Source organism: Lysinibacillus sp. NPDC098008, assembly GCF_044760715.1.
Classification (GTDB): Bacteria; Bacillota; Bacilli; order Bacillales_A; family Planococcaceae; genus Lysinibacillus.
The window spans coordinates 77743-103930 of sequence record NZ_JBIWBA010000002.1 but is presented as its reverse complement, the minus strand read 5'-3'; the positions used below and the strand labels follow the sequence as shown (position 1 = coordinate 103930).

The window sequence follows — 26188 nt, the reverse complement described above, 5'->3', positions numbered from 1 at the left end:
AATGACATTTAATCAAAAAATTACATCGCTACATTTAGATGTACTAAAAGAAATTGGAAATATTGGTGCTGCGCATGCTGCGACAGCACTTTCCAGTTTACTTGGGAAAAAAATTGATATGCGTGTCCCAAAGGTAGAGATGGTTTCCTTCAATGATATGATGGAGCTTGCTGGCGGCTCAGAAAACGTTGTTGTAGGTATTTATCTCCGCATTGAAGGAGATGCAGAAGGAAGTATGTTCTTCATCCTACCTATTGAGCAAGCAAATCGTTTTATTCGTCGCCTTATTTATGATGAAACATTTGATTTTAAAAAGCGACCTGTTTCTGAGCTAGGCTTATCGGCTATGCAGGAAATGGGAAATATTTTATCAGGCTCCTATTTATCTGCCTTATCTGACTTTACAAATTTAAAAATTTATCCAACTGTACCTGGGCTAAGCGTTGATATGTTTGGTGCGATTATTAGTATCGGCCTAATCGAATTATCACATGTTAGTGATAATGTCATTGTTATTAATACATCCATTTTTGAAGAAGGTGTAGAGGACCACGAAACAGTAAGAGGACATTTCTTCCTATTACCAGATCCAGATTCATTTGATGCTATTTTTACAGCATTAGGAGTTTCATAATGATGCTAAACAGTAGTGGACAGGTGATTAAAGTGGGAATTGCACAAATGGATGTAGTAAAGCTACCAAATACGATTCGAACTTCAGGTCTTGGCTCCTGTGTTGGTGTTATTTTATATGATGAGTCCAAAAAAATTGCTGGGTTAATCCATGTGATGTTACCAGACTCTAGCTTAGGAAGAACAGAGTCGCTGAATGTGGCTAAATTTGCAGATACAGGTATTGCAGCAATGATAGACCTTTTAAAATTAGAAGGCGTTCAAAAATTTAAACTAAAGGCAAAAATTGCAGGCGGAGCGCAAATGTTTCAGTTTACTTCAGATAAGGATTCGATGCGTATTGGTCCCCGTAATGTAGAAGCTGTTAAAAACGAATTGAAACGACATGGCATTCCTTTAGTAGCCGAGGATACTGGTGGAAATAGCGGGCGAACGATTGAATTTAATCCCGAAACGTCAATCTTACATATTCGAACGGTTAACCAAGGAGTGAGCGAAATCTAATGTTTGGTTCTATATTTTACAATCTCTGGGGAGCATTAATTGCCTTTTCGGTTTATTTTTTTAGCATCTTTCAAAAACCATATACACCCCTTCGCATTATTATCAGCTCTCTTGTTGCAGCCATCATTGTGTTTATTGCTATGTATATCGTGCGTTTTATTATAGCGTATATACTGTATACACCTGAAGATAATGAAGAAGCATTTGTAGGCGAACAAGATGAGGAAAAAGAGCGCCTTGAAGAGCACAGTCAAGAAACACCAATCGCTCAGTCAACTGTGGAATTTCAAGATGAAAATGCAGAGGAAATTGCACAAGTTGTACGTACAATGATGGATCGAGAAGAAAAGCAACAAGCAAATGCTTAATGTAAAGAGTCGCACAAAGCGGCTCTTTTTGTTTATACTACGGACAATTTGGCAATATATTTATAAGATTTTGACATTGTAGTAGCAGCTATTGAACAAGAATGCACCTAAATAATCTCCTTAGCTACATCAAGCAAAGGAATATTATAGAGAGGAAGAGAAACAAATGAAATTACAGTTGATTCTTGTTATAATATAGGAAAGATGGCAATAGCTTATAGAGGTTTTCGCTAAAATTGGAGATTTATGTTTTTTTAGTCGAAAATACACTTATCCGAGTTAATGAAAGTGAAAGGTGGCGAGTGCTCCTATGATTACTCGTTACAAAGTATTTATTTGGAATGGCGAGTCTAGTTTTCTAGGAAGAAGAGTAGTAAGTCAGCTCGCCTAATATACTATAGTGATAAATCCTTTTAGAGATATTTACTCAAAACGTACAACAACAATCGTAATTATTTCCATATAATAAATAAGAGCTTATAGCACTGTAGTAGTAAGCTTTTATAGATGAATAGCATGGAAATCATTGTTGCGAAATTTGTTGGCCGCAATAGAACAACCAAGAAATCCTTATATAGTAAGAAATTTTATAAGCGCAAGCAGTCAATGAACAACGGACGTATAGAGGCGTTTATTAGAGAGGTGGATTTCATGACACAACCACAACCGATTTCGAACGATGAGCAAAAACTGTGGAATCGCTGGATTAATGAGCGGGACCCAGATGCTGGTGATTTACTAATAAAAAAATATATTTCTTTAGTATCATATCATGTTCAGCGCATTGCTGCGGGTTTACCAAAGAGTGTATCGCGCGATGATTTAACAAGCCTAGGCATGGTAGGGCTTTTTGATGCACTAAATAAATTTGATATTAACAGAGATTTAAAATTTGATACATATGCTTCGTTCCGAGTAAGAGGAGCGATTATAGATGGTTTGCGCAAGGAAGATTGGCTACCACGTTCAGCGCGTGAAAAGGCGAAAAAGCTAGATGCTCAGATTGAACAACTAGAGCAAAAATATATGCGTCATGTAACGCCTGAAGAACTTGCGGAGCATATGCAGCTACCTGTTGAAGATGTTTACCAAACGGTGCAGGAGCATTTCTTTTCAAATGTCTTATCAATTAATGAGCAACAAGATCAAGAAGAAGCAGATGGCAAATCATTTGTTATTCGGGATGATACAATGCAAACACCTGAGCAAGCAATGATTAAATCAGAGCTATTGGATGATCTAGCTGACAATATTCAAAAGCTTAATGATAAAGAGCAGCTTGTCCTTAGTTTATTTTACACAGAAGAATTAACGCTGACGGAAATTGGTGAAATGCTCGAACTATCAACATCACGTATTTCACAAATTCATTCCAAAGCGCTGTTAAAGCTACGAAAGCTACTATCGAGCGAAATGATTAATGCGTAAATACTCTTAAGGGAGAGATTTCAATGAGTTTAAAAGGTGTCGAATTGCAAATTGCTATTCCTAAAACATTTGAAGCTGGTAAAATGGCGGATCAGGCACAACAGCAAGCATTAGCTCAACAAGCACATGCAAATGAAGCGCTAAAAAAAGAAGTAGAGCGTAAGCAAAAAATTGTCAATACATCAGAGGGTATGGATGAAATTAATGAGGAAGAAGAAGCTGGTGGCGAATATGTAGAAGGGGTTTATAAAAAGAAGAAAAAGAAACAGCATGAAAAACAGGCACAACATCCGTTTAAGGGAAACTTTGTGGATTTTAGTGGATAGGAGATTCCAATGACAACCATACTAATAGCGGTACTATTTTTTCTACAACTACTATCGTTTTACTTCCTTATTATTTTAAATACAAAGCTAGCAAAATTTAAGGATTTAGAAAAAAAACAAGAACGCTTAATGCGCGAAATGGATGATACGATTAGCGTATATTTAGCAGAAATGAAAGATGAAAATGATCGCCTTATTCAGGAGCTACAACATGTTTCACAGCCAGAGCTAGCACCAGCAACCGTTCAGGTGGCGGAACAGCCAGAGCAAAAGCAGCCATCTTTAGCAGCAGCACAACAGGAAAAGGCGGCTAGCTCTACTGCTACAACATTAGAAAATGATTCTCGTATTTATATTCCTAAAAATAAGGTAGCTAGCGCTTATTCACGTCACCAGCAAGCTAGCGCAAATGTTAGCCCTAAAGCTCCAGCAACGAACAATCAAGTGCAACAAGCCCCACAACAGCTAACATTAGAGCAGCAAGTGCTTGAATTGGCGAAACAAGGAAAATCATCAGAAGAAATAGCGAAACAACTGCAAAAAGGTCAAACAGAAATTGAGCTTTTATTGAAATTCCAACACTAAATTGTTGCGAATAGCTTAAAGCTATGGTATAGTTGCAAATGGTGTTATTACTACACACGCATTTTGATGTAGTAAGTGGTGCTCTTATGGTATAAGGGTAGCTTGTTGCAGATGATAAATGCGGAGGATTAAAACCAAACATACTAGGAGGAAATTCACATGTCAGTAATTTCTATGAAACAATTACTTGAAGCTGGTGTACATTTCGGTCACCAAACTCGTCGTTGGAACCCAAAAATGAAGAAATATATCTTCGTTGAGCGTAACGGGATTTATATCATCGACTTACAAAAAACTGTTAAAAAATTAGAGGAAGCTTATGACTTCATGCGTCAAGTTGGTCAAGACGGTGGTAAAGTTCTTTTCGTTGGTACGAAAAAACAAGCACAAGAAGCGATTAAAGATGAAGCTGAACGTTCAGGCAACTACTATATCAACCAACGTTGGTTAGGTGGTACTCTTACAAACTTCGGTACAATTCAAAAACGTGTTGCACGTATGAAACAAATCGAAAAAATGGAAGAAGAAGGAACTTTTGAAGTTCTACCTAAAAAAGAAGTAATTCAACTTAAAAAAGAACACGAACGTCTAACTAAATTCTTAGGCGGTATCCGTGATATGCATGAACTTCCAGACGTAATGTTCGTGGTTGACCCACGTAAAGAACGCATTGCGGTTGCTGAAGCTCGTAAATTAAACATCCCTCTAGTAGGTATTGTTGATACAAACTGTGATCCAGATGAAATTGACTACGTAATCCCTGCTAACGATGATGCTATTCGCGCTGTTAAACTTTTAACTGCTAAAATGGCTGACGCTTTAATCGAGTCAAAACAAGGTGAAGAGGAAGCTCCAACTGCTGAAGCTGTTGCTGCTGAGTAATTCACGTTTACAAAAAGGTGATAAGTGGCTCAAACCTCTTATCACCTTTTTTAGAACCTAGCTATTCAATTTTTGTTCAACCAATTTGAGGAGGAAACACTAAATGGCAAACATTACTGCACAATTAGTAAAAGAATTACGCGAAAAAACTGGCGCTGGTATGATGGATTGTAAAAAAGCGTTAGTACAAACAGAAGGTAACCTAGAAGCTGCAATCGATTTCCTACGTGAAAAAGGTCTTTCTTCAGCTGCTAAAAAGGCTGACCGTATCGCTGCAGAAGGTACAACTTACATTTTAGAACAAGGTAATGAAGCAATCATCCTAGAAGTAAACGCTGAAACAGACTTTGTTGCTAAAAACGAAAAATTCCAAGTATTAGTTGCATCTTTAGCAGAGCAATTACTTGCTGCTAAACCAGCATCAGTGGAGGCTGCATTAGAGCTTGCAAATGCTGAAGGCGTAAAAATTGAAGATCAAATTTCTACGGCTGTTGCAACAATTGGTGAAAAAATTACGCTTCGTCGTTTCGAAATTAAAACAAAATCTGATGCAGACGCATTCGGTTCTTACCTACACATGGGTGGTCGTATTGGTGTATTAGTAACTTTAGAAGGTTCTACTGATGCAGCAGCTGCTAAAGACGTTGCAATGCATATTGCAGCAATTAACCCAACTTATGTTTCTCGCGATGAAGTTTCTGCTGATGAGGTTGAACGTGAGCGTAAAGTATTAACAGAGCAAGCTCTTAACGAAGGTAAGCCAGAAAACATCGTTGCAAAAATGGTTGAAGGTCGTCTTGGTAAATACTTCGAAGAAATTTGCTTACTTGACCAAGCATTTGTTAAAAACTCAGATCAAAAAGTACGTGATTTCGTAGCTTCTACTGGTGGTTCAGTAAACGGCTTTGTACGTTATGCTGTTGGTGAAGGTATTGAAAAACGTGAAGATAACTTCGCAGAAGAAGTAATGAGCCAAGTTAAAGGTAACTAATTTAGCTCATATTTGATCCTAATCAAATAATTACTAGATTTTCTAGGCAAAAAATGGGGAACACAACATAGCGTGTTCCCTATTTTTCCGAAATAAATGAAAAATAAGCTTATGATGAATCAATATGATAAGCTAGAAAATAAGAGAATTTTCTATTTTGCCTTATTCACAGCTAGCAATTATTGTACTATATACTATAATGGAAAAGGGAATAGAGTGGTTTTAAATAAAGTCTTACGGAGGTTTACAATGAGTGTGCCGCAATATAAACGAGTTGTTATTAAATTAAGTGGTGAAGCGTTAGCTGGAGAAGCGGGCTTCGGTTTATCACCAAAAATAATCAAGGCTGTTGCAGAGGAAGTAAAACAAGTAGTAGACCTTGATGTGGAAGTTGCTGTTGTTGTAGGTGGCGGTAATATATGGCGTGGAAAAATAGGCAGCGAAATGGGCATGGATCGTGCCGCAGCTGACTATATGGGCATGCTTGCCACAGTGATGAATTCCCTTGCACTGCAAGATGCTCTTGAAAAATTAGGCATTGAAACACGCGTTCAATCTTCTATCGTGATGACGCAAGTAGCAGAGCCATATATTCGTCGTAAAGCAGTTCGACATTTAGAGAAAAAGCGTGTTGTTATCTTTGCAGCAGGGACAGGTAACCCGTTCTTCTCGACAGATACAACTGCCGCATTACGCGCAGCAGAAATTGACGCAGATGCGATTTTAATGGCGAAAAATAATGTTGATGGCGTTTATTCAGCAGACCCAAAAGTGGATGCAACAGCCATTAAATATGATACACTCACATACTTAGATGTTATCCAACAAGGCTTACAAGTAATGGATTCAACAGCTTCTACGCTATGTATGGATAACGATATTCCGCTAATTGTTTTCTCAATTATGGAACAAGGTAATATTAAACGTGCTGTACAAGGCGAAAAAATCGGAACAGTTGTTAGGAGGAATGTATAATGGCTAAACAAGTATTAGAACAAGCAAAAGAAAAAATGAACAAAACAATTGCGGCTTTTACACGTGAACTATCATCAATTCGTGCAGGTCGTGCAAATGCATCATTATTAGATCGCATTTCAGTTGATTACTATGGTGCACCAACACCCATCAATCAGCTTGCTGGGGTTTCTGTACCAGAGGCACGCTTACTCGTAATTACACCTTACGATAAAACGATTTTAGGCGAAATCGAAAAAGCAATTATGAAATCAGATATCGGTATTACACCAACAAATGATGGCTCTGTTATTCGTTTAACAATTCCTGCTCTAACAGAAGAGCGTCGTAAAGATTTAGTAAAGCAAGTGAAAAAAGAAGCAGAAGACGCAAAAATTGCTGTACGTAATGTTCGTCGTGATGCAAATGATGATTTGAAAAAGCTTGAAAAAGCTGGCGAAATCACAGAAGACGATCTACGTGGCTATGGTGAAGATATTCAAAAGTTAACAGATGAATTCATTGTAAAAGTAGATCAAGTAACGAAAGAAAAAGAAAAAGAAATTTTAGAGGTGTAAACAGACGTTTACATGTCTATGATGGAACTTTTTAAGGAGATGAAGGCGTCCTATACTTAACAGGACGTCTTTTCTCTTTACGATCTAGCAATCTCTTATGTGTATAGTTCTAAAATGTGCGAGTACATACATAATCAATTTTAAGGGAAAAAAAAGACAAAAAGCGCTTTTGTTTGTTATGATAGGTTAGTATACGTCCGATTAGTTGTAGTGGGGGAGTTAGCATGTTTAAAAAGCTATTAGGTAAACAAATAAATAAGGATACACTATCATTGGAGGAGCGTGTTGCCCTTACTAAAAGCGAGCCGATTCCTGCCCATGTAGCGATTATTATGGACGGAAATGGACGTTGGGCAAAGAAAAGAGCTATGCCACGTGTTGCTGGTCATCATGAAGGCATGAAGACCGTACGTAAGGTCACAAGGTTTGCATCTGACTTAGGTATTAAAGTATTAACAGTGTACGCATTTTCTACAGAGAATTGGAAACGACCAAAGCCTGAGGTCGATTTTTTGATGCGCCTACCTGTCGAATTTTTAGGTTCCTTTTTACCTGAAATGATGGAACGCAATGTACGTGTTGAAATGATTGGCGATCCATCTTTATTGCCTGCTCATACACAAAAGGCATTATATGAGGCAATGGAAGAAACGAAGCATAATACAGGGCTTATTTTAAATTTTGCGTTAAATTATGGCAGCCGTTCTGAAATGGTAAATGCGATGAAAATAATGCTTCAAAAGGTGCAGGATGGTCAATTAACAATGCAGGACATAACAGAAGAATGTTTAACATCTCATTTAATGACAGCCCATTTACCTGAGCCCGATTTATTAATTCGTACAAGTGGTGAAGTACGATTAAGTAATTTTATGCTATGGCAGCTTGCCTATACAGAGTTTTGGTTTACAGATACATTGTGGCCAGATTTTAGTGAGGAAAACTTACTGGAAGCGGTGGAAAACTATCAGAAACGTAATCGCCGTTACGGTGGGTTGAAGGGAGAAGAAACAACTTGAAACAACGAATTATTACCGCAATAATTGCAGCAGCACTTTTTATTCCATTTGTCATTTATGGAAAAGTACCATTTACAATACTTGTGCTAGCAATGGCTATTGTCGGTTTTTATGAAATACTGAAAATGAAAGGTATTTCAATCTTTTCTGTACCGGGCTTCCTAGGGCTTGTAACCTTAATGCTACTTGTCATACCACAGCATTGGAGTGACAAGGTAGTAGCGACTATAGGCTATTCATCTAATTTGATGGTTGTCTATGGACTTGTAATGTTGCTGCTTATTTATGTAGTGCTTGTCAAAAATAAAATAACTTTTGACGAAGTTGCTTTTATTTTATTAGGTGCATTTTATGTAGGCCTAGGATTCCATTATTTAATCGAAACAAGAAATATTGGGTTAGAATATGTTGTTTATTGCTTATTAGTTGTTTGGACAACAGATTCAGGCGCTTATTTTGTTGGAAGAAAATTAGGGAAACATAAGCTATGGCCAGAAATTTCACCAAAGAAAACGATTGAAGGCTTTATAGGTGGAATTGTCATTGCTGTTATTTTTGCTATTGCGATGCAGTTAATTTATCCATTTGCAAATGGCATAATTTCACTTATTTTTGTGACGATTTTTGCTTCGATTATTGGTCAAATGGGGGATTTAGTCGAATCCGCTATTAAACGTCATTTTGATGTAAAAGATTCAGGTAATATTTTACCAGGGCATGGTGGTATTTTAGATCGTTTTGATAGTCTATTATTTGTTGTGCCCCTTCTGCATTTTTTACATCTATTTGGTAATTAATGCATAGTCTAAAGATAGCTTGCTAAACATTTGCTTAGATAGAAAAAGGGGATAAGATATTGTGAAAAAAATTAGTTTATTGGGCGCAACTGGTTCAATCGGTTGGCAAACCTACGATATTTTAAAAGAGCAACGTGATGCTTTTCAATTAGTCGCTTTTTCTTCAGGGAAAAATATCGAGAAAACGCGAGAAATGATTGACACATTGCAGCCTGAACTTGTGTCTGTGCAATTAGAGGAAGATGCACAAATGCTTGCGAAAGACTATCCAGCTATTCAATTTACATTTGGTGCACAAGGGCTTGTAGAGGTTGCTACACATCCAGATTCAACTGTGCTTGTCAATGCTGTACTTGGCAGTGTTGGGCTTGAATCAACATTAGCAGCGATTCGTATGGGCAAAACAATTGCTATTGCTAATAAAGAAACACTTGTCACGGCTGGTCATTTAGTGATGGCAGAGGCAAAAAAACATCATGCAACGATTTTGCCTGTTGATAGTGAACACTCTGCTATATTCCAATCGATGAATGGTGAGAACCCTAAAAATATTGAGCGTCTAATTATTACCGCTTCAGGTGGTAGCTTCCGTGATCAAACACGTGAACAATTAAAGCATGTAACAGTAGCAGATGCACTGAATCATCCAAATTGGTCGATGGGCGCAAAAATTACGATAGATTCTGCTACTATGATGAATAAAGGGCTAGAAGTGATTGAAGCACATGTTTTATTTGATATGCCATATGATAAAATCGATGTACTTTTACATCGAGAAAGTATTATTCACTCCCTTGTTGAGTATCATGATACTAGTGTTATTGCACAGCTAGGCACGCCAGATATGCGTGTGCCGATTCAATATGCTTTAAGCTATCCAGATCGTATACCATTACAAAATAGTCAGCGTCTAAATTTAGCACAGATCGGTCAGCTCCATTTCTCAGAAATGGACTTTGAGCGATACCCTGCATTGCGCTTAGCTTATGAGGCAGGTCGTACAGGTGGCACAATTTTAACAGCAATGAATGCGGCTAATGAAGCGGCAGTTGCAGCCTTTTTACAAGGGAAAATCACATTCCTTGAAATTGATGAAACAATTGAACGCGTGATGCAAGCACATCAAAACATTGCAGTGCCAGATTTACAAACGATATTACATGTGGACAGTGAAACAAGAAAAATAGTGTTAGACATGGTAAAATAACGTAAGCAAGACATCGTTAACTAAACGCTTTTAAAGGTGGGGTATTATGCAAACAGCCATTGCATTTATATTAATATTTGGTATGCTCGTCTTCTTCCATGAACTTGGACACTTTTTATTTGCCAAACGTGCAGGTATTTTAGTGCGTGAATTTGCCATTGGAATGGGTCCTAAAATTTATGGGAAGACACATGGGGAAACCATGTATACCATTCGTTTATTGCCTATCGGTGGATATGTACGTATGGCAGGCGAGGACATGGATGGCACAGAATTACAGCCAGGCTATCGAATAGGGCTAATTGTCAATGAAGATAATATTGTTCAAAAGATTATTTTCAATCAAAATAATAAGCAATTACCAGATTTATTATTTTTAGAAGTTGAGCGTGCTGATTTAGAAAAGGATTTGTTTGTAGAAGGCTATGATGAAGAAGAGCGCTTAGTACGTTATCAAGTAGCAAGAGATTGTGTGCTTGTGGAAAATGGTCGAGAGCTTGTTATTGCGCCACAGGATCGTCAATTCAATGCAAAAACGGTGGGACAACGTGCCATGACGATTTTTGCAGGACCATTGTTTAACTTTATTCTTGCATTTGTCATTTATTTAGTAATTGGTTTAATCCATGGTGTGCCAACGTATGAGCCAATTATTACAGAGGTTGTCGAAAATGATCCAGCTGCACAGGCAGGCATGCTTGCAGGCGATAAAGTGACAGCGATTGATGGACAAGCCGTTGAAAAATGGCAAGATTTAGCCGCTATCGTGCAAGACCATCCAAATGAAGATATTACCGTAACAATTGAGCGAGATGGACAATCTGTCAACTTAAATATGACGGTGAAGGAAATTCAGCAGGATGGCGAAAAATATGGCCAAATCGGTGTGCGCTATGAGAGCCCAAGGGAATTTAATCCACTAAAGGCAATTGTCTATGGGGCACAAGAAACCTATAATATGACTGTAAAAATATTTGAGCTTTTAGGTATGCTAATTACAGGTAAGTTCACAATAGATGCACTTTCAGGTCCTGTTGGTATTTATAAAGCAACAGAGCAAGTAGCCCAGTATGGGATTATGAACTTAATGAATTGGGCAGCAATGCTAAGCATTAACTTAGGGATTATGAACCTATTGCCATTGCCAGCACTTGATGGAGGCCGCTTATTATTCTTTGGCTTTGAAGCTTTGCGTGGCAAGCCAATTGACCGCCAAAAAGAAGGACTTGTGCATTTTGTTGGTATTGTGCTACTAATGATCTTAATGGTTGTTGTGACATGGAACGATATACAACGATTTTTCTTTTAATCGATAACTAGATATTTTGCAAATAGCTTTGAGTGCATTTTCGATGAAACATTGCGCTCAAAGCTAAATTTGTTTATGCTATGGAGAGTATAACTTATCTATGAAAAAGGTGGAACACTGAATGAAGCAAAGTAAAACATTTATTCCAACGTTACGTGAAGTACCTGCTGATGCTGAGGTCAAATCACATAAGCAATTACTACGTGCGGGGTTTATTCGTCAAAATACAAGTGGGGTATACTCGTATTTACCGCTTGCCAAACGTGTATTAACGAAAATTGAAACAATTATTCGTGAAGAAATGGAAGCCATCAATTCCATTGAGCTATTAATGCCATCACTACAATCTGCTGAGCTTTGGCAGGAATCAGGCCGCTGGGAAAAATACGGCCCAGAATTAATGCGTTTAAAAGACCGTCATGAGCGTGATTTTGCATTAGGACCAACACACGAAGAAGTCATCACTACTTTAGTACGCGATGAAATTAAATCCTATAAAAAATTACCGTTAACATTGTATCAAATTCAAACGAAATTCCGTGATGAAAAACGTCCTCGCTTCGGCTTATTACGTGGCAGAGAATTTATTATGAAGGATGCATATTCCTTCCATGCTTCCCGTGAAAGCCTAGACGAAACATATGAGGATATGTATCGTGCTTATTCTAATATTTTCTCCCGCCTCGGCTTAAACTATCGTGCTGTTATTGCAGATGCAGGTTCGATTGGCGGTAAAGGAACACATGAATTTATGGTACTTTCTGAAATCGGGGAAGATACAATTGCGTACTCAGATACTTCTGATTATGCAGCAAATATTGAAATGGCTGAGGTTGTTGTTGAGTACCAACCATCTGATGAAGCTTTAAAAGAAATTGAAAAAGTAGCAACACCAGAGCAAAAAACAATCGAAGCAGTATCCACTTTCTTACATGTAGAGCCTGCTCAAGTTATTAAGTCGTTAATTTTTGATGTTGATGGTGAGCTAGTTGTTGTACTGGCACGTGGTGACCATGAAATTAATGATATTAAACTAAAAAATGCTCTTAATGCAGATTCTGTGGAGCTTGCTAGTGAAGCAGCAATTCGCGAGTTATTAGGCTGCGGTGTTGGCTCAATTGGTCCAGTGAAATTACCAGTGGATGTAAAGGTAGTAGCAGACAATGCCGTGAAGGCAATTCGCAATGGCGTTGCTGGCGCAAATGAGGATGGCTTCCATTTAGTCAATGTGAATCCAGAGCGTGATTTTGCTGTCAACGACTACTTAGATATTCGCTTTATTCAAGAGGGTGACCCTTCTCCAGATGGACAAGGTACAATTAAATTTGCAGAAGGTATTGAAGTTGGGCATATTTTTAAATTAGGTACAACTTACTCTGAAAAAATGAATGGTACCTTCTTAGATGAGCAAGGCAAAGCACAGCCATTTATTATGGGCTGTTACGGCATTGGTGTTTCACGTATTTTAGCTGCTGTAGCAGAGCAATTCCAGGATGATAACGGCTTTACTTGGCCAATACAATTAGCGCCATATGATATTCATGTTGTGCCTGTGAATACAAAAGATGAAACACAGGTAGCATTAGCGGATGAGCTATATGGTTTATTAAAATCATATCGTTATGATGTATTGCTGGATGATCGCGCTGAGCGTGCAGGTGTTAAATTTGCAGATGCTGATTTAATTGGCCTACCTGTTCGTGTAACCGTTGGTAAAAAAGCGACAGAAGGTATTGTAGAAGTGAAATTCCGACAAACAGGTGAAACGTTTGAATGGAAAAAGGAAGAAGTTATTGATCGTTTAAATGAATTTTTCCGTAAAAACTAATAAGTAAGCTTCGAGAAAGAGCAATGCTTCTAATAGAGGCTTTTCTAAAATTTTGATAAGATAGTAGTAAAGAATTCGCGACACTTCTGCGGGACGGTAAGCTAAGCAAGAAGCAACAGATTTGTATCTGTGAAGCTTGAAGAGCACCCGCAGTGAGGAAGCGAATTTTTTTCTTGAATGCTCATCATAGCTTTAAGATGAATAAAGAATAGAGGGCTTAGTAACATAATCTTTTTTCTGAAAGTAGGTGTTGATCGATTGGAACAGCAACAAGAGGCAAGATCGAGATTTCGAATGCTCTTGCAGCAACTAGAATTAACAGATGATGTTTATATGTCATTTTTTGAAGCAGGTGAATTATCACGCTTAACCGTTCATAAAAGGAATCGACTTTGGCATTTTACCATTTTATTGCAGGATATACTGCCATTTTCGTTATACCAGCTTTTCCGTACACGCTTAACAGAGAAATTTTCAGCGATTGCTCAAATTTATACAACATTTGAAACAATCGAGAAAAATGTGACAGAGGAGCTTGTACAAGCTTATTGGTTAAGTGTTGTTGAGCAAATTGATGAAATGGCTCCAACATTGAAAAGCTGTCTGACTGCGCAAGTGCCAACATGGAATGGTCAAAAAATTTCCTTATCCTGTATGCAGGAAATGGAATATATGATGCTAAAAACAAAGTACGCTGACAAGCTGGCAGAAAGCTATTGTCAATTTGGCTTTCCTCGTATGGCATTTGACTTTGTCCTGCAGGAGCAATCAGAAGAAATGCTTGCAGCACAGGAAGCATTTGTTGAACAGAAGCGTATGGAGGAAGCGGCTCTTGCACAGCAAGCGATGGAAGACTTCCAAAAACGTGAGAAAGAGAAGAAGGATAATCCAGCAGCGGCAAGCCTCGGTGATCGACCATTCCAGCTTGGGATGCATATTAAAGACGATGAAATTATGGAAATTAAACGAATTGTCGAGGAAGAGCGCCGTGTCGTTATTGAAGGATTTGTCTTTGATACAGAAATTAAAGAACTGAAAAGCGGACGCTCATTATTACAAATAAAAATTACCGACTATACAGATTCAATTATTGTCAAGATGTTCTCACGTGACAATGATGATGCAGAATTAATGCAGCATCTGAAAAAAGGCATGTGGGTTAAGGTGCGTGGCTCTGTCCAAACAGATACATTTATTCGTGATTTAATTGTGATGGCAAATGATATTAATGAGATTAAAAAGCAAACAAGACAGGATTTAGCACCAGAGGGTGAGAAGCGAGTAGAATTGCATTTGCATACGCCAATGAGTCAAATGGACGCTGTAACACCTATTGACAGACTCGTTGCACAGGCTGCCAAATGGGGCCATCCAGCAGTTGCTATTACCGACCATGCTGTTGTGCAGGCATTCCCTGAAGCATACGCGGCTGGGAAAAAGCATGGCATCAAGATTATTTATGGGATGGAAGCTAATTTAGTGGACGATGGTGTTCCAATTGCATATGCCCCAGAGCATCGTTTGTTAGCAGATGCAACCTATGTTGTCTTTGACGTAGAAACAACAGGGCTATCAACAGCTTATGATACCATTATAGAACTTGCTGCTGTCAAAATTAAGGATGGACATGTTATCGATAAATATGAAAGCTTTGCCAACCCACATCATCCACTGTCAGCAACAACTATTGAGCTAACAGGTATTACGGATGATATGGTACGCAATGCACCAGAGGTCGAGCAGGTCATTAAAGAGTTCCATGCGTTTATTGGAGATGCGATTGTTGTCGCCCATAATGCATCCTTTGATATAGGCTTTTTATATACAGGCTATAAAAAATATGGGCTTGAAGAAACCGTACATCCAGTTATTGATACGCTAGAGCTTGCTAGGCTGCTCTATCCAACAATGAAAAACCATCGTTTAAATACATTATGTAAGAAATTTAATATTGAATTAACACAGCATCACCGAGCTATTTATGATACAGAGGCAACAGGCTACCTACTTTTACAACTGCTAAAAGATGCAGAGCAGCTAGCCATTAAATATCATGATGATTTTAATAAGCATATTGGTGGTGGTGATGCCTATAAAAAGGGCAGACCAATGCATTGTACAATTTTAGCTGTCGATAATGCAGGCTTGAAAAATTTATTTAAAATTGTTTCACATGCTCATACAAAAACATTTTATCGTGTTCCTCGTGTGACAAGGGCTGTGCTTGAGCAATATCGGGAAGGGCTATTAGTCGGCTCAGGCTGTAGCAATGGCGAATTATTTGAAACAATGATGAATAAATCCCCTGAGGAAGCGGAGCAGATTGCTCGATTTTATGATTATATTGAGGTGCAGCCAAAAGCGGTCTATGCTCCGTTGATTGAACGCAATGTCGTGCGTGATGAATGGACATTAGAGGATATTATTCGAAAGCTTGTCAAGCTAGGGAAAAAGCTTAATAAACCTGTCGTGGCAACAGGCAATGTCCATTATTTGGACCCAACAGATGCTATGTTTAGGCAAATATTGATCGGCTCTCAAGGTGGCGCAAATATTTTAAATCGATCAAAGCTACCTGAGGTTCATTTTAGAACAACGGATGAAATGCTGAAGGAATTTGATTTCTTAGGACCTGATCTTGCCAAAGAAGTGGTTGTAACCAATGCACAAAAAATTGCTGATAGCATTGGCGATGTAAAGCCGATTAAAGATGATTTATATACACCAAAAATTGAAGGCTCAGATGATGAAGTAACGAACTTAACCTATGAAATGGCGCATCGTATTTATGGCGAGGAATTGCCTGAAATCGTTAAAGCCCGCATTGAAAAAGAGCTAAAGTCGATTTTAGGACATGGCTTTGGCGTAATTTATTTAATTTCTGCCAAGCTGGTAAAAAAATCGTTGGCGGACGGTTATTTAGTAGGTTCGCGTGGTTCTGTTGGTTCTTCCCTCGTCGCAACCTTTATGGAAATTACCGAGGTCAATCCATTACCACCTCATTATATTTGCCCAAACTGTAAGCATTCTGAGTTTTTTGATGATGGTTCGGTTAGCTCAGGCTTTGACTTACCTAATAAAGACTGTCCAGAGTGTGGCACACTTTATAAAAAGGATGGACAGGATATACCATTCGAAACCTTCCTTGGTTTTAAAGGTGACAAGGTGCCTGATATCGATTTGAATTTTTCTGGTGAATATCAACCACAGGCACATAACTATACAAAGGTGCTATTTGGTGAGGATTATGTGTATCGTGCGGGAACAATCGGTACGGTTGCAGAGAAAACAGCATATGGCTATGTGAAGGGCTATGCAGGTGATCATAATTTACATTTCCGTGGCGCGGAAGTTGATCGCTTAGTACAGGGCTGTACAGGTGTAAAACGAACAACAGGGCAGCATCCAGGGGGCATTATTGTTGTACCTGATTATATGGATATTTACGATTTCTCCCCAGTGCAATACCCTGCGGATGCACAGGATGCTGAATGGCGGACAACCCATTTCGACTTCCATTCCATTCATGATAATATTTTAAAGCTTGATATACTTGGACACGATGATCCGACCGTCATAAGGATGTTGCAGGATTTATCTGGCATTGATCCAAAAACAATTCCAACAGATGACCCTGTTGTGATGAAAATCTTTAGCTCTCCTGAATCTTTAGGGGTGACAGAAAAGCAAATTGGCTGTAAAACAGGCACATTAGGTATACCAGAGTTTGGGACTAAATTTGTCCGTCAAATGCTGGAGGATACAAAGCCATCTACATTCTCAGAGCTTGTGCAAATTTCAGGACTCTCACATGGTACAGACGTATGGCTTGGAAATGCGCAGGAATTAATTCAAAGCGGTACATGTGTGCTAAAAGAAGTAATTGGTTGTCGTGATGATATTATGGTGTATTTAATTTACCAAGGGCTAGAGCCATCACTGGCATTTAAAATAATGGAATCTGTACGAAAAGGAAAAGGCTTAACAGAGGAATTTGAAGCAGAGATGCTGGCGAATAAGGTACCTGGCTGGTATATCGAATCATGTAAAAAGATCAAGTACATGTTCCCAAAGGCGCACGCAGCAGCATATGTATTAATGGCGGTGCGTATTGCTTGGTTTAAGGTGCATTTCCCAATTCTTTATTATGCGGCGTACTTTACAGTGCGTGCAGATGATTTTGATTTAATTGCGATGGTGCAAGGCTCACAAATGATTCGTGCACGTATTGATGAAATCAATATGAAAGGCTTAGATGCCTCTACAAAAGAGAAAAACTTATTAACCGTGCTAGAGATTGCGCTAGAGATGTGTGAGCGTGGGATGAGCTTCCAAAAAGTTGATTTATATCGCTCACAGGCAAGTGAATTTATTATTGATGGTAATACATTAATTCCGCCATTCGATGCGATTCCAGGGCTTGGCACTAACGTAGCGAAGCAAATTGTAGAGGCACGCAAGGACGGGGAATTTTTATCGAAGGAAGATTTACAGCAGCGAGGTCGTGTATCTAAAACCTTGATTGAATATATGGATCAGCTTGGCTGTCTAGAAGGTATGCCAGATGCCAATCAGCTATCACTGTTCTAATGTGTAGAGGCGTTCTAGATTTTGTTCCTTCTACAAAGTTCTTCCTCTGCAATGAAGGAATTTGCATTGTGTAATGAATTGTGCTATTCTAATGGTAATAATTTGTTGATATTTTTCCAGCAAAAGAGTGGGACATTCCCGCTCTTTTCTGTTGTTATACCATAGCAAAACAAATTTTGACTAACAGCAGGTAAGACCGTAAAATTTCACCACAGCAACTGGTGGAATTTCTGTTTTATTATGGTTCAGTAGAATTTGATAGATACAGGAGGAAATAATGAGCAAAGTACCAGCTTTAATTGAAGAGCTCGCTAAACCAATTGTGGATGAGTTAAACCTTGAACTAGTGGATATTGAATTCGTAAAAGAGGGACGTAATTGGTTCTTACGTGTATATGTTGATACGCCTGAGGGTGGCATTGACATTGACCAATGTGCTCAAGTAAGTGAGCGACTCAGTTTACTATTGGATGAAAAAGACCCCATTACGCAAAACTATTATTTAGAAGTTTCTTCACCTGGAGCAGAGCGTCCATTAAAAAAAGATGCTGATTTTGAAAAGGCAATTGGCAAATTTATTTATGTAAAAACCTATGAGCCCGTTAAGGACATGAAGGAATTCCAAGGCTACTTAACATCATACGATAAGCATACATTGGTGATGGATGTGCGCATTAAAACGCGTAAAATAACAGTAACAATTGAACAGGAAAAAATTGCTTTGGCGCGATTAGCCATCGATTTTTCAGCATAATGCATATTTAGGAGTGAAAATAAAATGAGTAGTGATTTGTTAGATGCGCTAAATGCGCTAGAAGAGCAAAAAGGAATTTCAAGAGATGTGTTAATTGAAGCCATTGAAGCGGCATTAGTTACAGCTTACAAACGCAACTTTAACCAAGCACAAAATGTTCGAGTTGATTTAAATTTAGATAAAGGCTCTATTCGTGTATTCTCACGTAAGGACGTTGTAGAAGAAGTAGAGGATGATCGTTTACAAATTTCGTTAGAGGATGCCAAAGCTATCAATCCTGCTTATCAGCTAGAAGATATTGTCGAGCAAGAAGTAACACCACGCAACTTTGGACGTATTGCTGCACAAACGGCAAAGCAAGTTGTGACACAGCGTGTACGTGAAGCAGAGCGAGGTTTAATTTACGAGCAATATGTAGATCGTGAAGATGATATCGTAACAGGTGTTGTAGAGCGTCTAGATGCTCGCAATATTTATGTTGGCTTAGGTAAAGTAGAAGCAGCATTGCCAGTCAATGAACAAATCCAAGGTGAAACATATCAGCCACATGATCGTATTAAAGTATATATTACAAAAGTTGAACGTACGACACGTGGACCACAAGTAATAGTATCTCGTACACATCCAGGTTTACTACGCCGCTTATTTGAAATGGAAGTACCTGAGATTTATGAGGGCATTGTCGAAATTAAATCAATTGCTCGTGAAGCGGGTGATCGTTCTAAAATTTCAGTTTACGCACACAATGAAGAAGTTGATCCAGTTGGTTCATGTGTAGGTGCAAAAGGTGCGCGTGTACAAACAATTGTCAATGAGCTAAATGGTGAAAAAATTGATATTGTAGAATGGTCTGAGGACCCAGTTGTCTTTGTCGCAAATGCACTAAGCCCATCAAAAGTATTAGATGTGCAAGTGGACGAAGAAGAAAAATCAACAACAGTTGTTGTACCAGATTATCAATTATCACTAGCAATTGGTAAGCGTGGACAAAATGCACGTTTAGCTGCGAAACTGACTGGCTGGAAAATTGATATTAAGAGTGAAACAGATGCTCGCGAATTAGGTATTTATCCTTCTGCTACAAGCACATTCATACCTGCTGAGGATGAAGACAGTGATTTTGATGAAGTAGCAGTAGACTTATATCAAGATGACGAAGAATAAGTAAGAAAGCCCGTGTGACAAGTTAGCTGGCAGTATTCAGTGGGCCCCCTACGCCGACTGAATACTGTCAGAGCGTCAAGTAGAGCACGACTTGTCCACCTCTTACGACAAGCTTCAGAGAGGAATGGTGATTCTTATGGCTGTAAATAGAAAAGTACCTCTTCGGAAATGTGTAGCGACTGGAGAAATGCTACCAAAGAAAGAGATGATACGTGTTGTTCGCTCAAAAGAGGGCGAAGTAAGTGTAGATGTTTCAGGGAAAAAGCCTGGGCGTGGTGCCTATGTTTCGAAATCTGAGGAAGCCGTTGACATCGCGCGTAAGAAAAATGTATTAGGGCACCAGCTTGATGTGAAAATTCCTGAAGAAATCTATGAGGAGCTTATTTTGCTTATTCGTAGGGAGTCAATTTTATGATGAATCAAGCAATATTTAATTTGCTTGGGATTGCGGCAAGAGCCCGTAAAGTGATTTCAGGAGAAGAGCTAGTTGTGAAGGAAGTCCGCAATGGCAATGCCAAGCTAGTGCTGCTTGCAAACGATGCTTCTAAAAACGCTAGTAAGAAAATTCAAGATAAGTGCACGTACTACAACGTTGAGTATCATGTATTTGGTGATCGATATGAGCTAGGACATGCTACAGGTAAGGAGGCCCGAGTGGCTTTAGCGATTACCGATAAAGGTTTTGCAAGTAAATTGTCTAGTCTACTCAACGAAAACTAATCGGGGGTGAGCAGATGACCAAAATCAGAGTTCATGAATATGCGAAACAAGTGAATAAAACGAGTAAAGAGGTTATTGAAGCACTAAATAAATTAAATGTGAGTGTAACAAATCATATGTCTATGTTAGAAAAGGACACTGTGATAAAGTTAGACAAATCATTTAAAGCAACACCTGAGAAAAATGTAGCAAAACAACAAACACAAAATATATCACAAAAATCTCAAGCAGCTGGTCAGTCAAAAACACAACATTCGGCAAAGAAGCAGGAAGGCCAAAAGCAACAATTTGCTGCTTCTAAGCCGAGAGCAAACAATCAACAACATTCAAATTCGTCTAACGAAAAATCTAAGAATACAAAAGGTAATCAAAATAGAAATATGACACAAAATAACAATAATAATCGCAGAGGTGGCGGTGGTTATAACCAACGTCCAAAACCAGGAATTCATGGAGGCAAACGTCGCCATCCAAAAACACATCAACCATCTATACCAGTGAAACAAAAGGAACTTCCAGAAAAAATTACGTTTGTGGAATCCTTATCAGTAGCAGAGCTAGCAAAAAAATTGCACCGTGAACCATCTGAAATTATTAAAAAACTATTTATGCTTGGTGTAATGGCAACGATTAACCAAGAATTAGATAAGGATGCAATCGAATTAATTTGCGCAGACTATGGTGTAGAAGTTGAAGAAGAAATCCGTGTGGATATTACGGATTTAGAAACACACTTCGAGCAAACAGAAGAAGTAAACGAGGCAGAATTATCAGAACGTCCGCCAGTTGTGACAATTATGGGACACGTTGACCATGGTAAAACAACATTGCTAGACTCTATTCGTCATACAAAAGTAACTGCTGGCGAAGCTGGCGGTATTACACAGCATATTGGTGCTTATCAAGTAACAGAAGGTGATAAAAAAATCACATTCCTTGATACACCAGGACACGCTGCATTTACAACAATGCGTGCACGTGGTGCAAAAGTAACCGATTTAACAATTTTAGTAGTAGCTGCTGATGATGGTGTGATGCCACAAACAGTAGAGGCTATTAATCATGCAAAAGCAGCGGAAGTACCAATTATCGTTGCTGTGAATAAAATGGATAAACCGTCAGCAAATCCAGACCGTGTGATGCAAGAGCTAACAGAGCATGGTTTAGTTCCTGAAGCTTGGGGCGGTGACACAATTTTCGTACCAATTTCTGCTTTAAAAGGTGAAGGCATTGATACATTATTAGAAATGATTTTACTTGTTGCAGAGGTTGGCGAGCTTAAAGCAAATCCAGAGCGTTTAGCAATTGGTACAGTGATTGAAGCTCAGCTTGATAAAGGGCGCGGCTCAGTGGCAACACTATTAGTACAAGACGGTACATTAAAAGTAGGTGATCCAATCGTTGTTGGTCATACGTACGGTCGTGTACGTGCAATGGTCAACGATAAAGGTCGTCGTGTCAAAGAAGCTGGACCATCTACACCAGTGGAAATTACAGGTTTAAATGATGTACCACAAGCTGGTGACCGTTTCGTTGTCTTTGAAGATGAAAAAACAGCACGCCAAGTTGGGGAAACACGTGCAATGTCAGTTATTCAAGCACAGCGCTCAGAAAAGCAACGCGTAACACTTGATAATTTATTTGAGCAAATGAGCCAAGGCGAAATGAAAGAGCTTAACTTAATTGTGAAAGCAGACGTTCAAGGTACTGTAGAAGCAATGGCAGCCTCATTAATGAAAATTGACGTAGAAGGCGTTAATGTGAAAATTATTCACACAGGTGCTGGTGCCATTACGGAATCTGATATTTCACTTGCAGCCGCTTCTAATGCGATTGTTATCGGCTTCAATGTACGTCCAGATGCAAATGCCAAACGTGCAGCAGAAGAAGAAGGCGTAGATATTCGTTTACACCGCATTATTTATAAAGTAATCGAAGAAATCGAACAAGCGATGAAAGGTATGCTTGATCCTGAGTTTGAAGAAAAAATTATCGGTCAAGCGGAAGTTCGCCAAACAATTAAAGTATCAAAAGTTGGTACGATTGCGGGTTCATATGTAACAGAAGGAAAAGTAACACGTGATTCTGGTGTACGTGTAATCCGTGATAATGTTGTTATTTTCGAAGGTGAATTAGATACACTAAAACGCTTTAAAGATGAAGTAAAAGAAGTAGCAAAAGGATACGAATGTGGTATTACCATTACAAACTTCAACGATATTAAAGAAGGCGACATTATTGAAGCCTATATTATGGAAGAAGTTAAACGCGTATAATGATTGTTTATGCAGAGGTTGAATTTATCATTCAAACTGCCCATTCGTTAAAGGAAAAACGAGCTGTCCTACAGCGTATGCTTACTCGCACAAAGCAAAAATTTAATGTTTCCATTGCGGAAATTGACCATCAAAATGTATGGCAGCGCACAAAGTTAGCACTTGTTGCTGTTTCTTCATCGAAAGAGGCGGCTGAACGAGAAATTAATCATGCGCTCCACTACTTAGAGTCAAATCCGTCATGGGAACAGCTAAATGTCTGGCGAGATTATTTATAAGGTATAGTAGATAGTTGTGGTAGCAATCAAAGAATGAATATACAACTATCTGTACATCGAAATAGAGGTGACAAATTATGTCTCTACGTTCAAACCGTGTTGCCGAGCAAATGAAAAAGGAGCTTGGTGATATTCTTGGCCGTAAAATCAAAGACCCACGTGTTGGCTTTGTGACTGTTACAGGTGTTGAAGTAACAGGTGATTTACAGCAAGCAACAATTTATATAACATCTTTAGGCAATGAACGTGAACGTGAGGAAACACTGAAAGCTTTAGTGAAAGCCTCTGGTTTTATTCGCTCAGAAATTGGTTCACGCATTCGTCTACGACGTACACCAGAATTAATCTTTGAATTTGATTCATCGATTGAATATGGTAATCGTATTGATTCATTGTTAAGAGATTTACACAAAGAATAAGCTGATTAAAAGTCTGCCACATGCATCGTCATGCAGGCAGACTTTTTCTTGTAAAGAAAGCGATGGGGAGGAGCTATATGAACGGTATTTTACCGCTTTGGAAAGAAAGAGGCATGACGAGCCATGATTGTGTCTTTAAATTACGCAAAATTTTGCGGACAAAAAAAGTTGGGCATACAGGTACACTTGATCCAGGTGTTGAGGGCGTACTACCAATTTGTATTGGCCAAGCAACTCGAATAGCAGAATATTTAACGGACGCAGGGAAAACCTATGAAGCAATTATTTCAATCGGTCGTACCACGACAACCGAGGATGCAGAAGGTGAAACTGTTGAAGAAAATCTTACGATAAAAAAATTTTCTCGTGAACAGTTGCTAGAGGTTTTAGCTTCATTAACTGGAGTTATTGAACAAACACCACCCATGTTTTCAGCAGTAAAAGTAAATGGGAAGCGCCTCTATGAATATGCGCGAAAAGGCGAAAGTGTTGAAAGACCAACCCGCCAAGTCACAATTTATGATTTAGAGCTTCTTGATGAGCTAGCACAATATGAGGGGCAAGAGATTACATTTCCTGTCCGTATCGCTTGCAGTAAAGGGACCTATATACGAACATTAGCTGTACAAATTGGTGAGGCGCTTGGCTATCCAGCACATATGAAGGAACTCGTACGAACTGCCTCAGGTACCTTTACACAGGATAACTGTTTTACATTAGCACAGGTTGCTGAGCTAATGGAGGCTGAGCAAGGGGCTACCTGTATTTTACCTGTCGAGTATGCATTAGCAGACTATCCATATATTGAGATTACGAACGCCAATGAAAAAGAAATTTTCAATGGACAAGTGCTCCCAGCAGATGCATTATTAAAGAGTCATGATAAAATTGTGTTTGGAATCAATGGAAAGGCAGTTGCGGTTTATCAAGCTCATCCGACAAAGGAAGGGCTGATGAAACCACACAAGATGTTTCCGATGATAGAGTAGGAGGATTTTTGCATGGAGGTCATTCATTTAAAATACCCTCATCAATTACAACAGCGAGAAAGCAAGCAACCATATTCATTAGCACTAGGCTTTTTCGATGGTGTACATAGAGGGCATCAAGCAGTGATTAAGACAGCGAAGGAAGAGGGGGACAAGCGGCACATTCCAACTGCGGTAATGACATTCGATCCACATCCTTCACTAGTCCTTGGTGGACGTAATGAAAAGGTTTTCTATATTACACTTTTACAGCAGAAATTACAGCTTTTCAAGGAGCTAGGTGTGAATGCCGTATTTGTTGTTCATTTTACATCTGACTTTGCCAAGCTTTCACCCGCTGCATTTATTGATACATTTATTCGCGAATTAAATATTCAGCATGTGACAGCTGGATTTGATTTTTCTTTTGGCGCATTTGGAAAAGGTACAATGGAGGATATGCGCGCATTAAGTAATGGCGATTACGGTGTAACGATTGTTGATAAAAAAACAGATGATATTGAAAAAATTAGCTCTACTCGTATTCGTAAGCTTTTACAGGAAGGCGAGATGGAAGCTGCAAGAACATTATTAGGAAGACCATTTGAAATTAGTGGTATTGTTGTGCATGGCGATAAGCGTGGGCGTACAATAGGCTTCCCAACCGCAAATATTCAAGCATTGGAAGGAACGTATATTCCAGCAAGTGGTGTCTATGCGGTGCGTTTGCTTGTGCAAAATAATTGGTATGATGCTGTTTGTAATGTAGGCTATAAACCTACTTTCAAAGACCCAAGCAATAAGCAGCTCTCCATTGAAGTCCATATTTTAAACTTTGATAAAAATATCTATGGTGAGGAAGTTCATGTCACGTGGTATAAACGTATTCGCAGTGAACGAAAATTTGATGGCATTGAAGCATTAAAAACCCAAATCGAAAAGGATAAGCAAGAAACTATTCGCTATTTTAATGAGCTTCAATAGCTTGTTCCATTCGCTAAGTCAGTGTTTTTACTTGCTTGACCAATTGTTTTATGGTAACATTCATAAGTGCATAAATGCTTAACCTTAGCTCGGTATATCGATGACTCCAACGTTTACTGTGCTAATGGGGATACATTATTATTTAGGAGGTCCATATAAATGGCTATTTCAAAAGAACGTAAAAACGAAATTATCGCTGAGTATCGCACTCACGAAAGTGACACTGGTTCACCAGAAGTACAAGTTGCAGTATTAACAGCAGAAATCAATGCTTTAAACACTCACTTACGTACACACAAAAAAGATTTCCACTCTGAGCGTGGTCTTCTTAAAATGGTAGGTCGTCGTCGTCACTTATTAAAATATCTTCGTGAAACTGACGTACAACGCTACCGTGAATTAATCAACCGTTTAGGCTTACGTCGCTAATTAATAGCAAGATTTAAGACTATAGACATGTTTACATGTCTATAGTCTTTTTTTATCTTGCGTCTTTGTTCATCAGAAAGTCACAACTTTTTTACACAACCATGAACGATCGCTAAAAAAGATTTATACGAAATACAACGGTGATATATTTTAATCACATCGTATTGTTTAGACAAAAGTCATGCGACGATTGATCT

Annotated in this window: 26 protein-coding genes; all 26 read left to right on the top strand. The window is 38.7% G+C overall.

The features are described 5' to 3' along the window. Position 1 precedes the first annotated feature (1 nt). On the top strand, positions 2-634 hold the full coding sequence (locus ACIQVU_RS02895) for a chemotaxis protein CheC (protein WP_340804756.1): 633 nt from the start codon (positions 2-4) through the stop codon (positions 632-634). Continuing rightward, a complete protein-coding gene (locus ACIQVU_RS02890) occupies positions 634-1137 on the top strand; it encodes a chemotaxis protein CheD (RefSeq protein WP_340804757.1) in 504 nt (167 codons plus the stop codon). Before ACIQVU_RS02895 ends, ACIQVU_RS02890 begins: the two co-directional genes overlap by 1 nt. Next, entirely contained in the window at positions 1137-1505 is a 369-nt protein-coding gene (locus ACIQVU_RS02885) for a hypothetical protein (protein ID WP_340804758.1), read from the top strand. The genes ACIQVU_RS02890 and ACIQVU_RS02885 overlap by 1 nt, the downstream gene beginning before the upstream one ends. Positions 1506-2156: 651 nt before the next feature. Next, on the top strand, positions 2157-2933 hold the full coding sequence (locus ACIQVU_RS02880; protein ID WP_340804759.1) for a FliA/WhiG family RNA polymerase sigma factor: 777 nt from the start codon (positions 2157-2159) through the stop codon (positions 2931-2933). 23 nt (positions 2934-2956) lie between these two features. Further along, entirely contained in the window at positions 2957-3259 is a 303-nt protein-coding gene (locus ACIQVU_RS02875) for an RNA polymerase subunit sigma (protein WP_340804760.1), read from the top strand. 9 nt (positions 3260-3268) lie between these two features. Beyond that, positions 3269-3844 (top strand): hypothetical protein, encoded by a 576-nt coding sequence (locus ACIQVU_RS02870; RefSeq protein WP_340804761.1) that lies wholly within the window; start codon positions 3269-3271, stop codon positions 3842-3844. Positions 3845-4003: 159 nt separating this feature from the next. Beyond that, positions 4004-4726 carry a 30S ribosomal protein S2 gene (rpsB, locus tag ACIQVU_RS02865; RefSeq protein ID WP_340804762.1) on the top strand — a complete coding sequence of 241 codons (723 nt, stop codon included), beginning with the start codon at positions 4004-4006 and terminating at the stop codon, positions 4724-4726. 103 nt (positions 4727-4829) lie between these two features. Further along, positions 4830-5717 carry a translation elongation factor Ts gene (gene tsf / locus ACIQVU_RS02860; protein ID WP_340804763.1) on the top strand — a complete coding sequence of 296 codons (888 nt, stop codon included), beginning with the start codon at positions 4830-4832 and terminating at the stop codon, positions 5715-5717. A 249-nt stretch (positions 5718-5966) separates the two neighbouring features. Then, positions 5967-6692 (top strand): UMP kinase, encoded by a 726-nt coding sequence (pyrH, locus tag ACIQVU_RS02855; protein ID WP_340804764.1) that lies wholly within the window; start codon positions 5967-5969, stop codon positions 6690-6692. Then, positions 6692-7249 carry a ribosome recycling factor gene (frr, locus tag ACIQVU_RS02850; RefSeq protein ID WP_340804765.1) on the top strand — a complete coding sequence of 186 codons (558 nt, stop codon included), beginning with the start codon at positions 6692-6694 and terminating at the stop codon, positions 7247-7249. Before pyrH ends, frr begins: the two co-directional genes overlap by 1 nt. Before the next feature lie 224 nt (positions 7250-7473). Beyond that, positions 7474-8268: an undecaprenyl pyrophosphate synthase gene (locus ACIQVU_RS02845; protein ID WP_340804766.1), complete on the top strand. Its 795-nt coding sequence runs from the start codon at positions 7474-7476 to the stop codon at positions 8266-8268. Then, positions 8265-9065, top strand: a complete 801-nt coding sequence (locus ACIQVU_RS02840) for a phosphatidate cytidylyltransferase (protein ID WP_340804767.1) — start codon at positions 8265-8267, stop codon at positions 9063-9065. The genes ACIQVU_RS02845 and ACIQVU_RS02840 overlap by 4 nt, the downstream gene beginning before the upstream one ends. Before the next feature lie 61 nt (positions 9066-9126). Beyond that, positions 9127-10272 (top strand): 1-deoxy-D-xylulose-5-phosphate reductoisomerase, encoded by a 1146-nt coding sequence (gene dxr, locus ACIQVU_RS02835; protein WP_340804768.1) that lies wholly within the window; start codon positions 9127-9129, stop codon positions 10270-10272. Between the two features lie 46 nt (positions 10273-10318). Then, a complete protein-coding gene (gene rseP, locus ACIQVU_RS02830; protein WP_402893769.1) occupies positions 10319-11581 on the top strand; it encodes an RIP metalloprotease RseP in 1263 nt (420 codons plus the stop codon). A gap of 121 nt (positions 11582-11702) precedes the next feature. Continuing rightward, positions 11703-13409: a proline--tRNA ligase gene (locus ACIQVU_RS02825; RefSeq protein WP_340804770.1), complete on the top strand. Its 1707-nt coding sequence runs from the start codon at positions 11703-11705 to the stop codon at positions 13407-13409. Between the two features lie 258 nt (positions 13410-13667). Beyond that, positions 13668-17999: a PolC-type DNA polymerase III gene (locus ACIQVU_RS02820; protein ID WP_340804771.1), complete on the top strand. Its 4332-nt coding sequence runs from the start codon at positions 13668-13670 to the stop codon at positions 17997-17999. A gap of 277 nt (positions 18000-18276) precedes the next feature. Beyond that, positions 18277-18753 (top strand): ribosome maturation factor RimP, encoded by a 477-nt coding sequence (rimP, locus tag ACIQVU_RS02815; RefSeq protein ID WP_340804772.1) that lies wholly within the window; start codon positions 18277-18279, stop codon positions 18751-18753. Between the two features lie 24 nt (positions 18754-18777). Then, positions 18778-19917: a transcription termination factor NusA gene (gene nusA / locus ACIQVU_RS02810; RefSeq protein WP_340804773.1), complete on the top strand. Its 1140-nt coding sequence runs from the start codon at positions 18778-18780 to the stop codon at positions 19915-19917. 136 nt (positions 19918-20053) lie between these two features. After that, positions 20054-20332 (top strand): RNase P modulator RnpM, encoded by a 279-nt coding sequence (gene rnpM, locus ACIQVU_RS02805; protein WP_340804774.1) that lies wholly within the window; start codon positions 20054-20056, stop codon positions 20330-20332. Next, positions 20329-20637 (top strand): YlxQ family RNA-binding protein, encoded by a 309-nt coding sequence (locus ACIQVU_RS02800; protein WP_340804775.1) that lies wholly within the window; start codon positions 20329-20331, stop codon positions 20635-20637. The genes rnpM and ACIQVU_RS02800 overlap by 4 nt, the downstream gene beginning before the upstream one ends. Positions 20638-20651: 14 nt before the next feature. Then, positions 20652-22913 (top strand): translation initiation factor IF-2, encoded by a 2262-nt coding sequence (infB, locus tag ACIQVU_RS02795; protein ID WP_402893762.1) that lies wholly within the window; start codon positions 20652-20654, stop codon positions 22911-22913. Beyond that, entirely contained in the window at positions 22913-23191 is a 279-nt protein-coding gene (locus ACIQVU_RS02790; RefSeq protein ID WP_340804777.1) for a DUF503 domain-containing protein, read from the top strand. Before infB ends, ACIQVU_RS02790 begins: the two co-directional genes overlap by 1 nt. A 77-nt stretch (positions 23192-23268) precedes the next feature. Continuing rightward, complete coding sequence (gene rbfA / locus ACIQVU_RS02785; RefSeq protein WP_004225003.1) at positions 23269-23610, top strand: 30S ribosome-binding factor RbfA; 342 nt, start codon at positions 23269-23271, stop codon at positions 23608-23610. Between the two features lie 77 nt (positions 23611-23687). After that, positions 23688-24599: a tRNA pseudouridine(55) synthase TruB gene (gene truB / locus ACIQVU_RS02780; RefSeq protein ID WP_340804780.1), complete on the top strand. Its 912-nt coding sequence runs from the start codon at positions 23688-23690 to the stop codon at positions 24597-24599. A 12-nt stretch (positions 24600-24611) separates the two neighbouring features. Then, positions 24612-25562 (top strand): riboflavin biosynthesis protein RibF, encoded by a 951-nt coding sequence (gene ribF / locus ACIQVU_RS02775; protein ID WP_340804782.1) that lies wholly within the window; start codon positions 24612-24614, stop codon positions 25560-25562. A gap of 159 nt (positions 25563-25721) precedes the next feature. Next, positions 25722-25991, top strand: coding sequence for a 30S ribosomal protein S15 (gene rpsO / locus ACIQVU_RS02770; RefSeq protein WP_053993966.1), 270 nt, complete (start codon positions 25722-25724; stop codon positions 25989-25991). Positions 25992-26188 lie beyond the last annotated feature (197 nt).

Coding starts and splice junctions, on each gene's coding strand:
- ACIQVU_RS02885 (WP_340804758.1), top strand. CDS start 1,137: ATGTTTGGTTCTATATTTTACAATCTCTGGGGAGCATTAATTGCCTTT.
- pyrH (WP_340804764.1), top strand. CDS start 5,967: ATGAGTGTGCCGCAATATAAACGAGTTGTTATTAAATTAAGTGGTGAA.
- ACIQVU_RS02790 (WP_340804777.1), top strand. CDS start 22,913: ATGATTGTTTATGCAGAGGTTGAATTTATCATTCAAACTGCCCATTCG.
- truB (WP_340804780.1), top strand. CDS start 23,688: ATGAACGGTATTTTACCGCTTTGGAAAGAAAGAGGCATGACGAGCCAT.
- ribF (WP_340804782.1), top strand. CDS start 24,612: ATGGAGGTCATTCATTTAAAATACCCTCATCAATTACAACAGCGAGAA.
- nusA (WP_340804773.1), top strand. CDS start 18,778: ATGAGTAGTGATTTGTTAGATGCGCTAAATGCGCTAGAAGAGCAAAAA.
- rpsO (WP_053993966.1), top strand. CDS start 25,722: ATGGCTATTTCAAAAGAACGTAAAAACGAAATTATCGCTGAGTATCGC.
- ACIQVU_RS02825 (WP_340804770.1), top strand. CDS start 11,703: ATGAAGCAAAGTAAAACATTTATTCCAACGTTACGTGAAGTACCTGCT.
- ACIQVU_RS02890 (WP_340804757.1), top strand. CDS start 634: ATGATGCTAAACAGTAGTGGACAGGTGATTAAAGTGGGAATTGCACAA.
- infB (WP_402893762.1), top strand. CDS start 20,652: ATGACCAAAATCAGAGTTCATGAATATGCGAAACAAGTGAATAAAACG.
- frr (WP_340804765.1), top strand. CDS start 6,692: ATGGCTAAACAAGTATTAGAACAAGCAAAAGAAAAAATGAACAAAACA.
- tsf (WP_340804763.1), top strand. CDS start 4,830: ATGGCAAACATTACTGCACAATTAGTAAAAGAATTACGCGAAAAAACT.
- rpsB (WP_340804762.1), top strand. CDS start 4,004: ATGTCAGTAATTTCTATGAAACAATTACTTGAAGCTGGTGTACATTTC.
- rbfA (WP_004225003.1), top strand. CDS start 23,269: ATGTCTCTACGTTCAAACCGTGTTGCCGAGCAAATGAAAAAGGAGCTT.
- ACIQVU_RS02800 (WP_340804775.1), top strand. CDS start 20,329: ATGATGAATCAAGCAATATTTAATTTGCTTGGGATTGCGGCAAGAGCC.
- rseP (WP_402893769.1), top strand. CDS start 10,319: ATGCAAACAGCCATTGCATTTATATTAATATTTGGTATGCTCGTCTTC.
- rnpM (WP_340804774.1), top strand. CDS start 20,054: ATGGCTGTAAATAGAAAAGTACCTCTTCGGAAATGTGTAGCGACTGGA.
- rimP (WP_340804772.1), top strand. CDS start 18,277: ATGAGCAAAGTACCAGCTTTAATTGAAGAGCTCGCTAAACCAATTGTG.
- ACIQVU_RS02870 (WP_340804761.1), top strand. CDS start 3,269: ATGACAACCATACTAATAGCGGTACTATTTTTTCTACAACTACTATCG.
- ACIQVU_RS02875 (WP_340804760.1), top strand. CDS start 2,957: ATGAGTTTAAAAGGTGTCGAATTGCAAATTGCTATTCCTAAAACATTT.
- ACIQVU_RS02895 (WP_340804756.1), top strand. CDS start 2: ATGACATTTAATCAAAAAATTACATCGCTACATTTAGATGTACTAAAA.
- ACIQVU_RS02845 (WP_340804766.1), top strand. CDS start 7,474: ATGTTTAAAAAGCTATTAGGTAAACAAATAAATAAGGATACACTATCA.
- ACIQVU_RS02880 (WP_340804759.1), top strand. CDS start 2,157: ATGACACAACCACAACCGATTTCGAACGATGAGCAAAAACTGTGGAAT.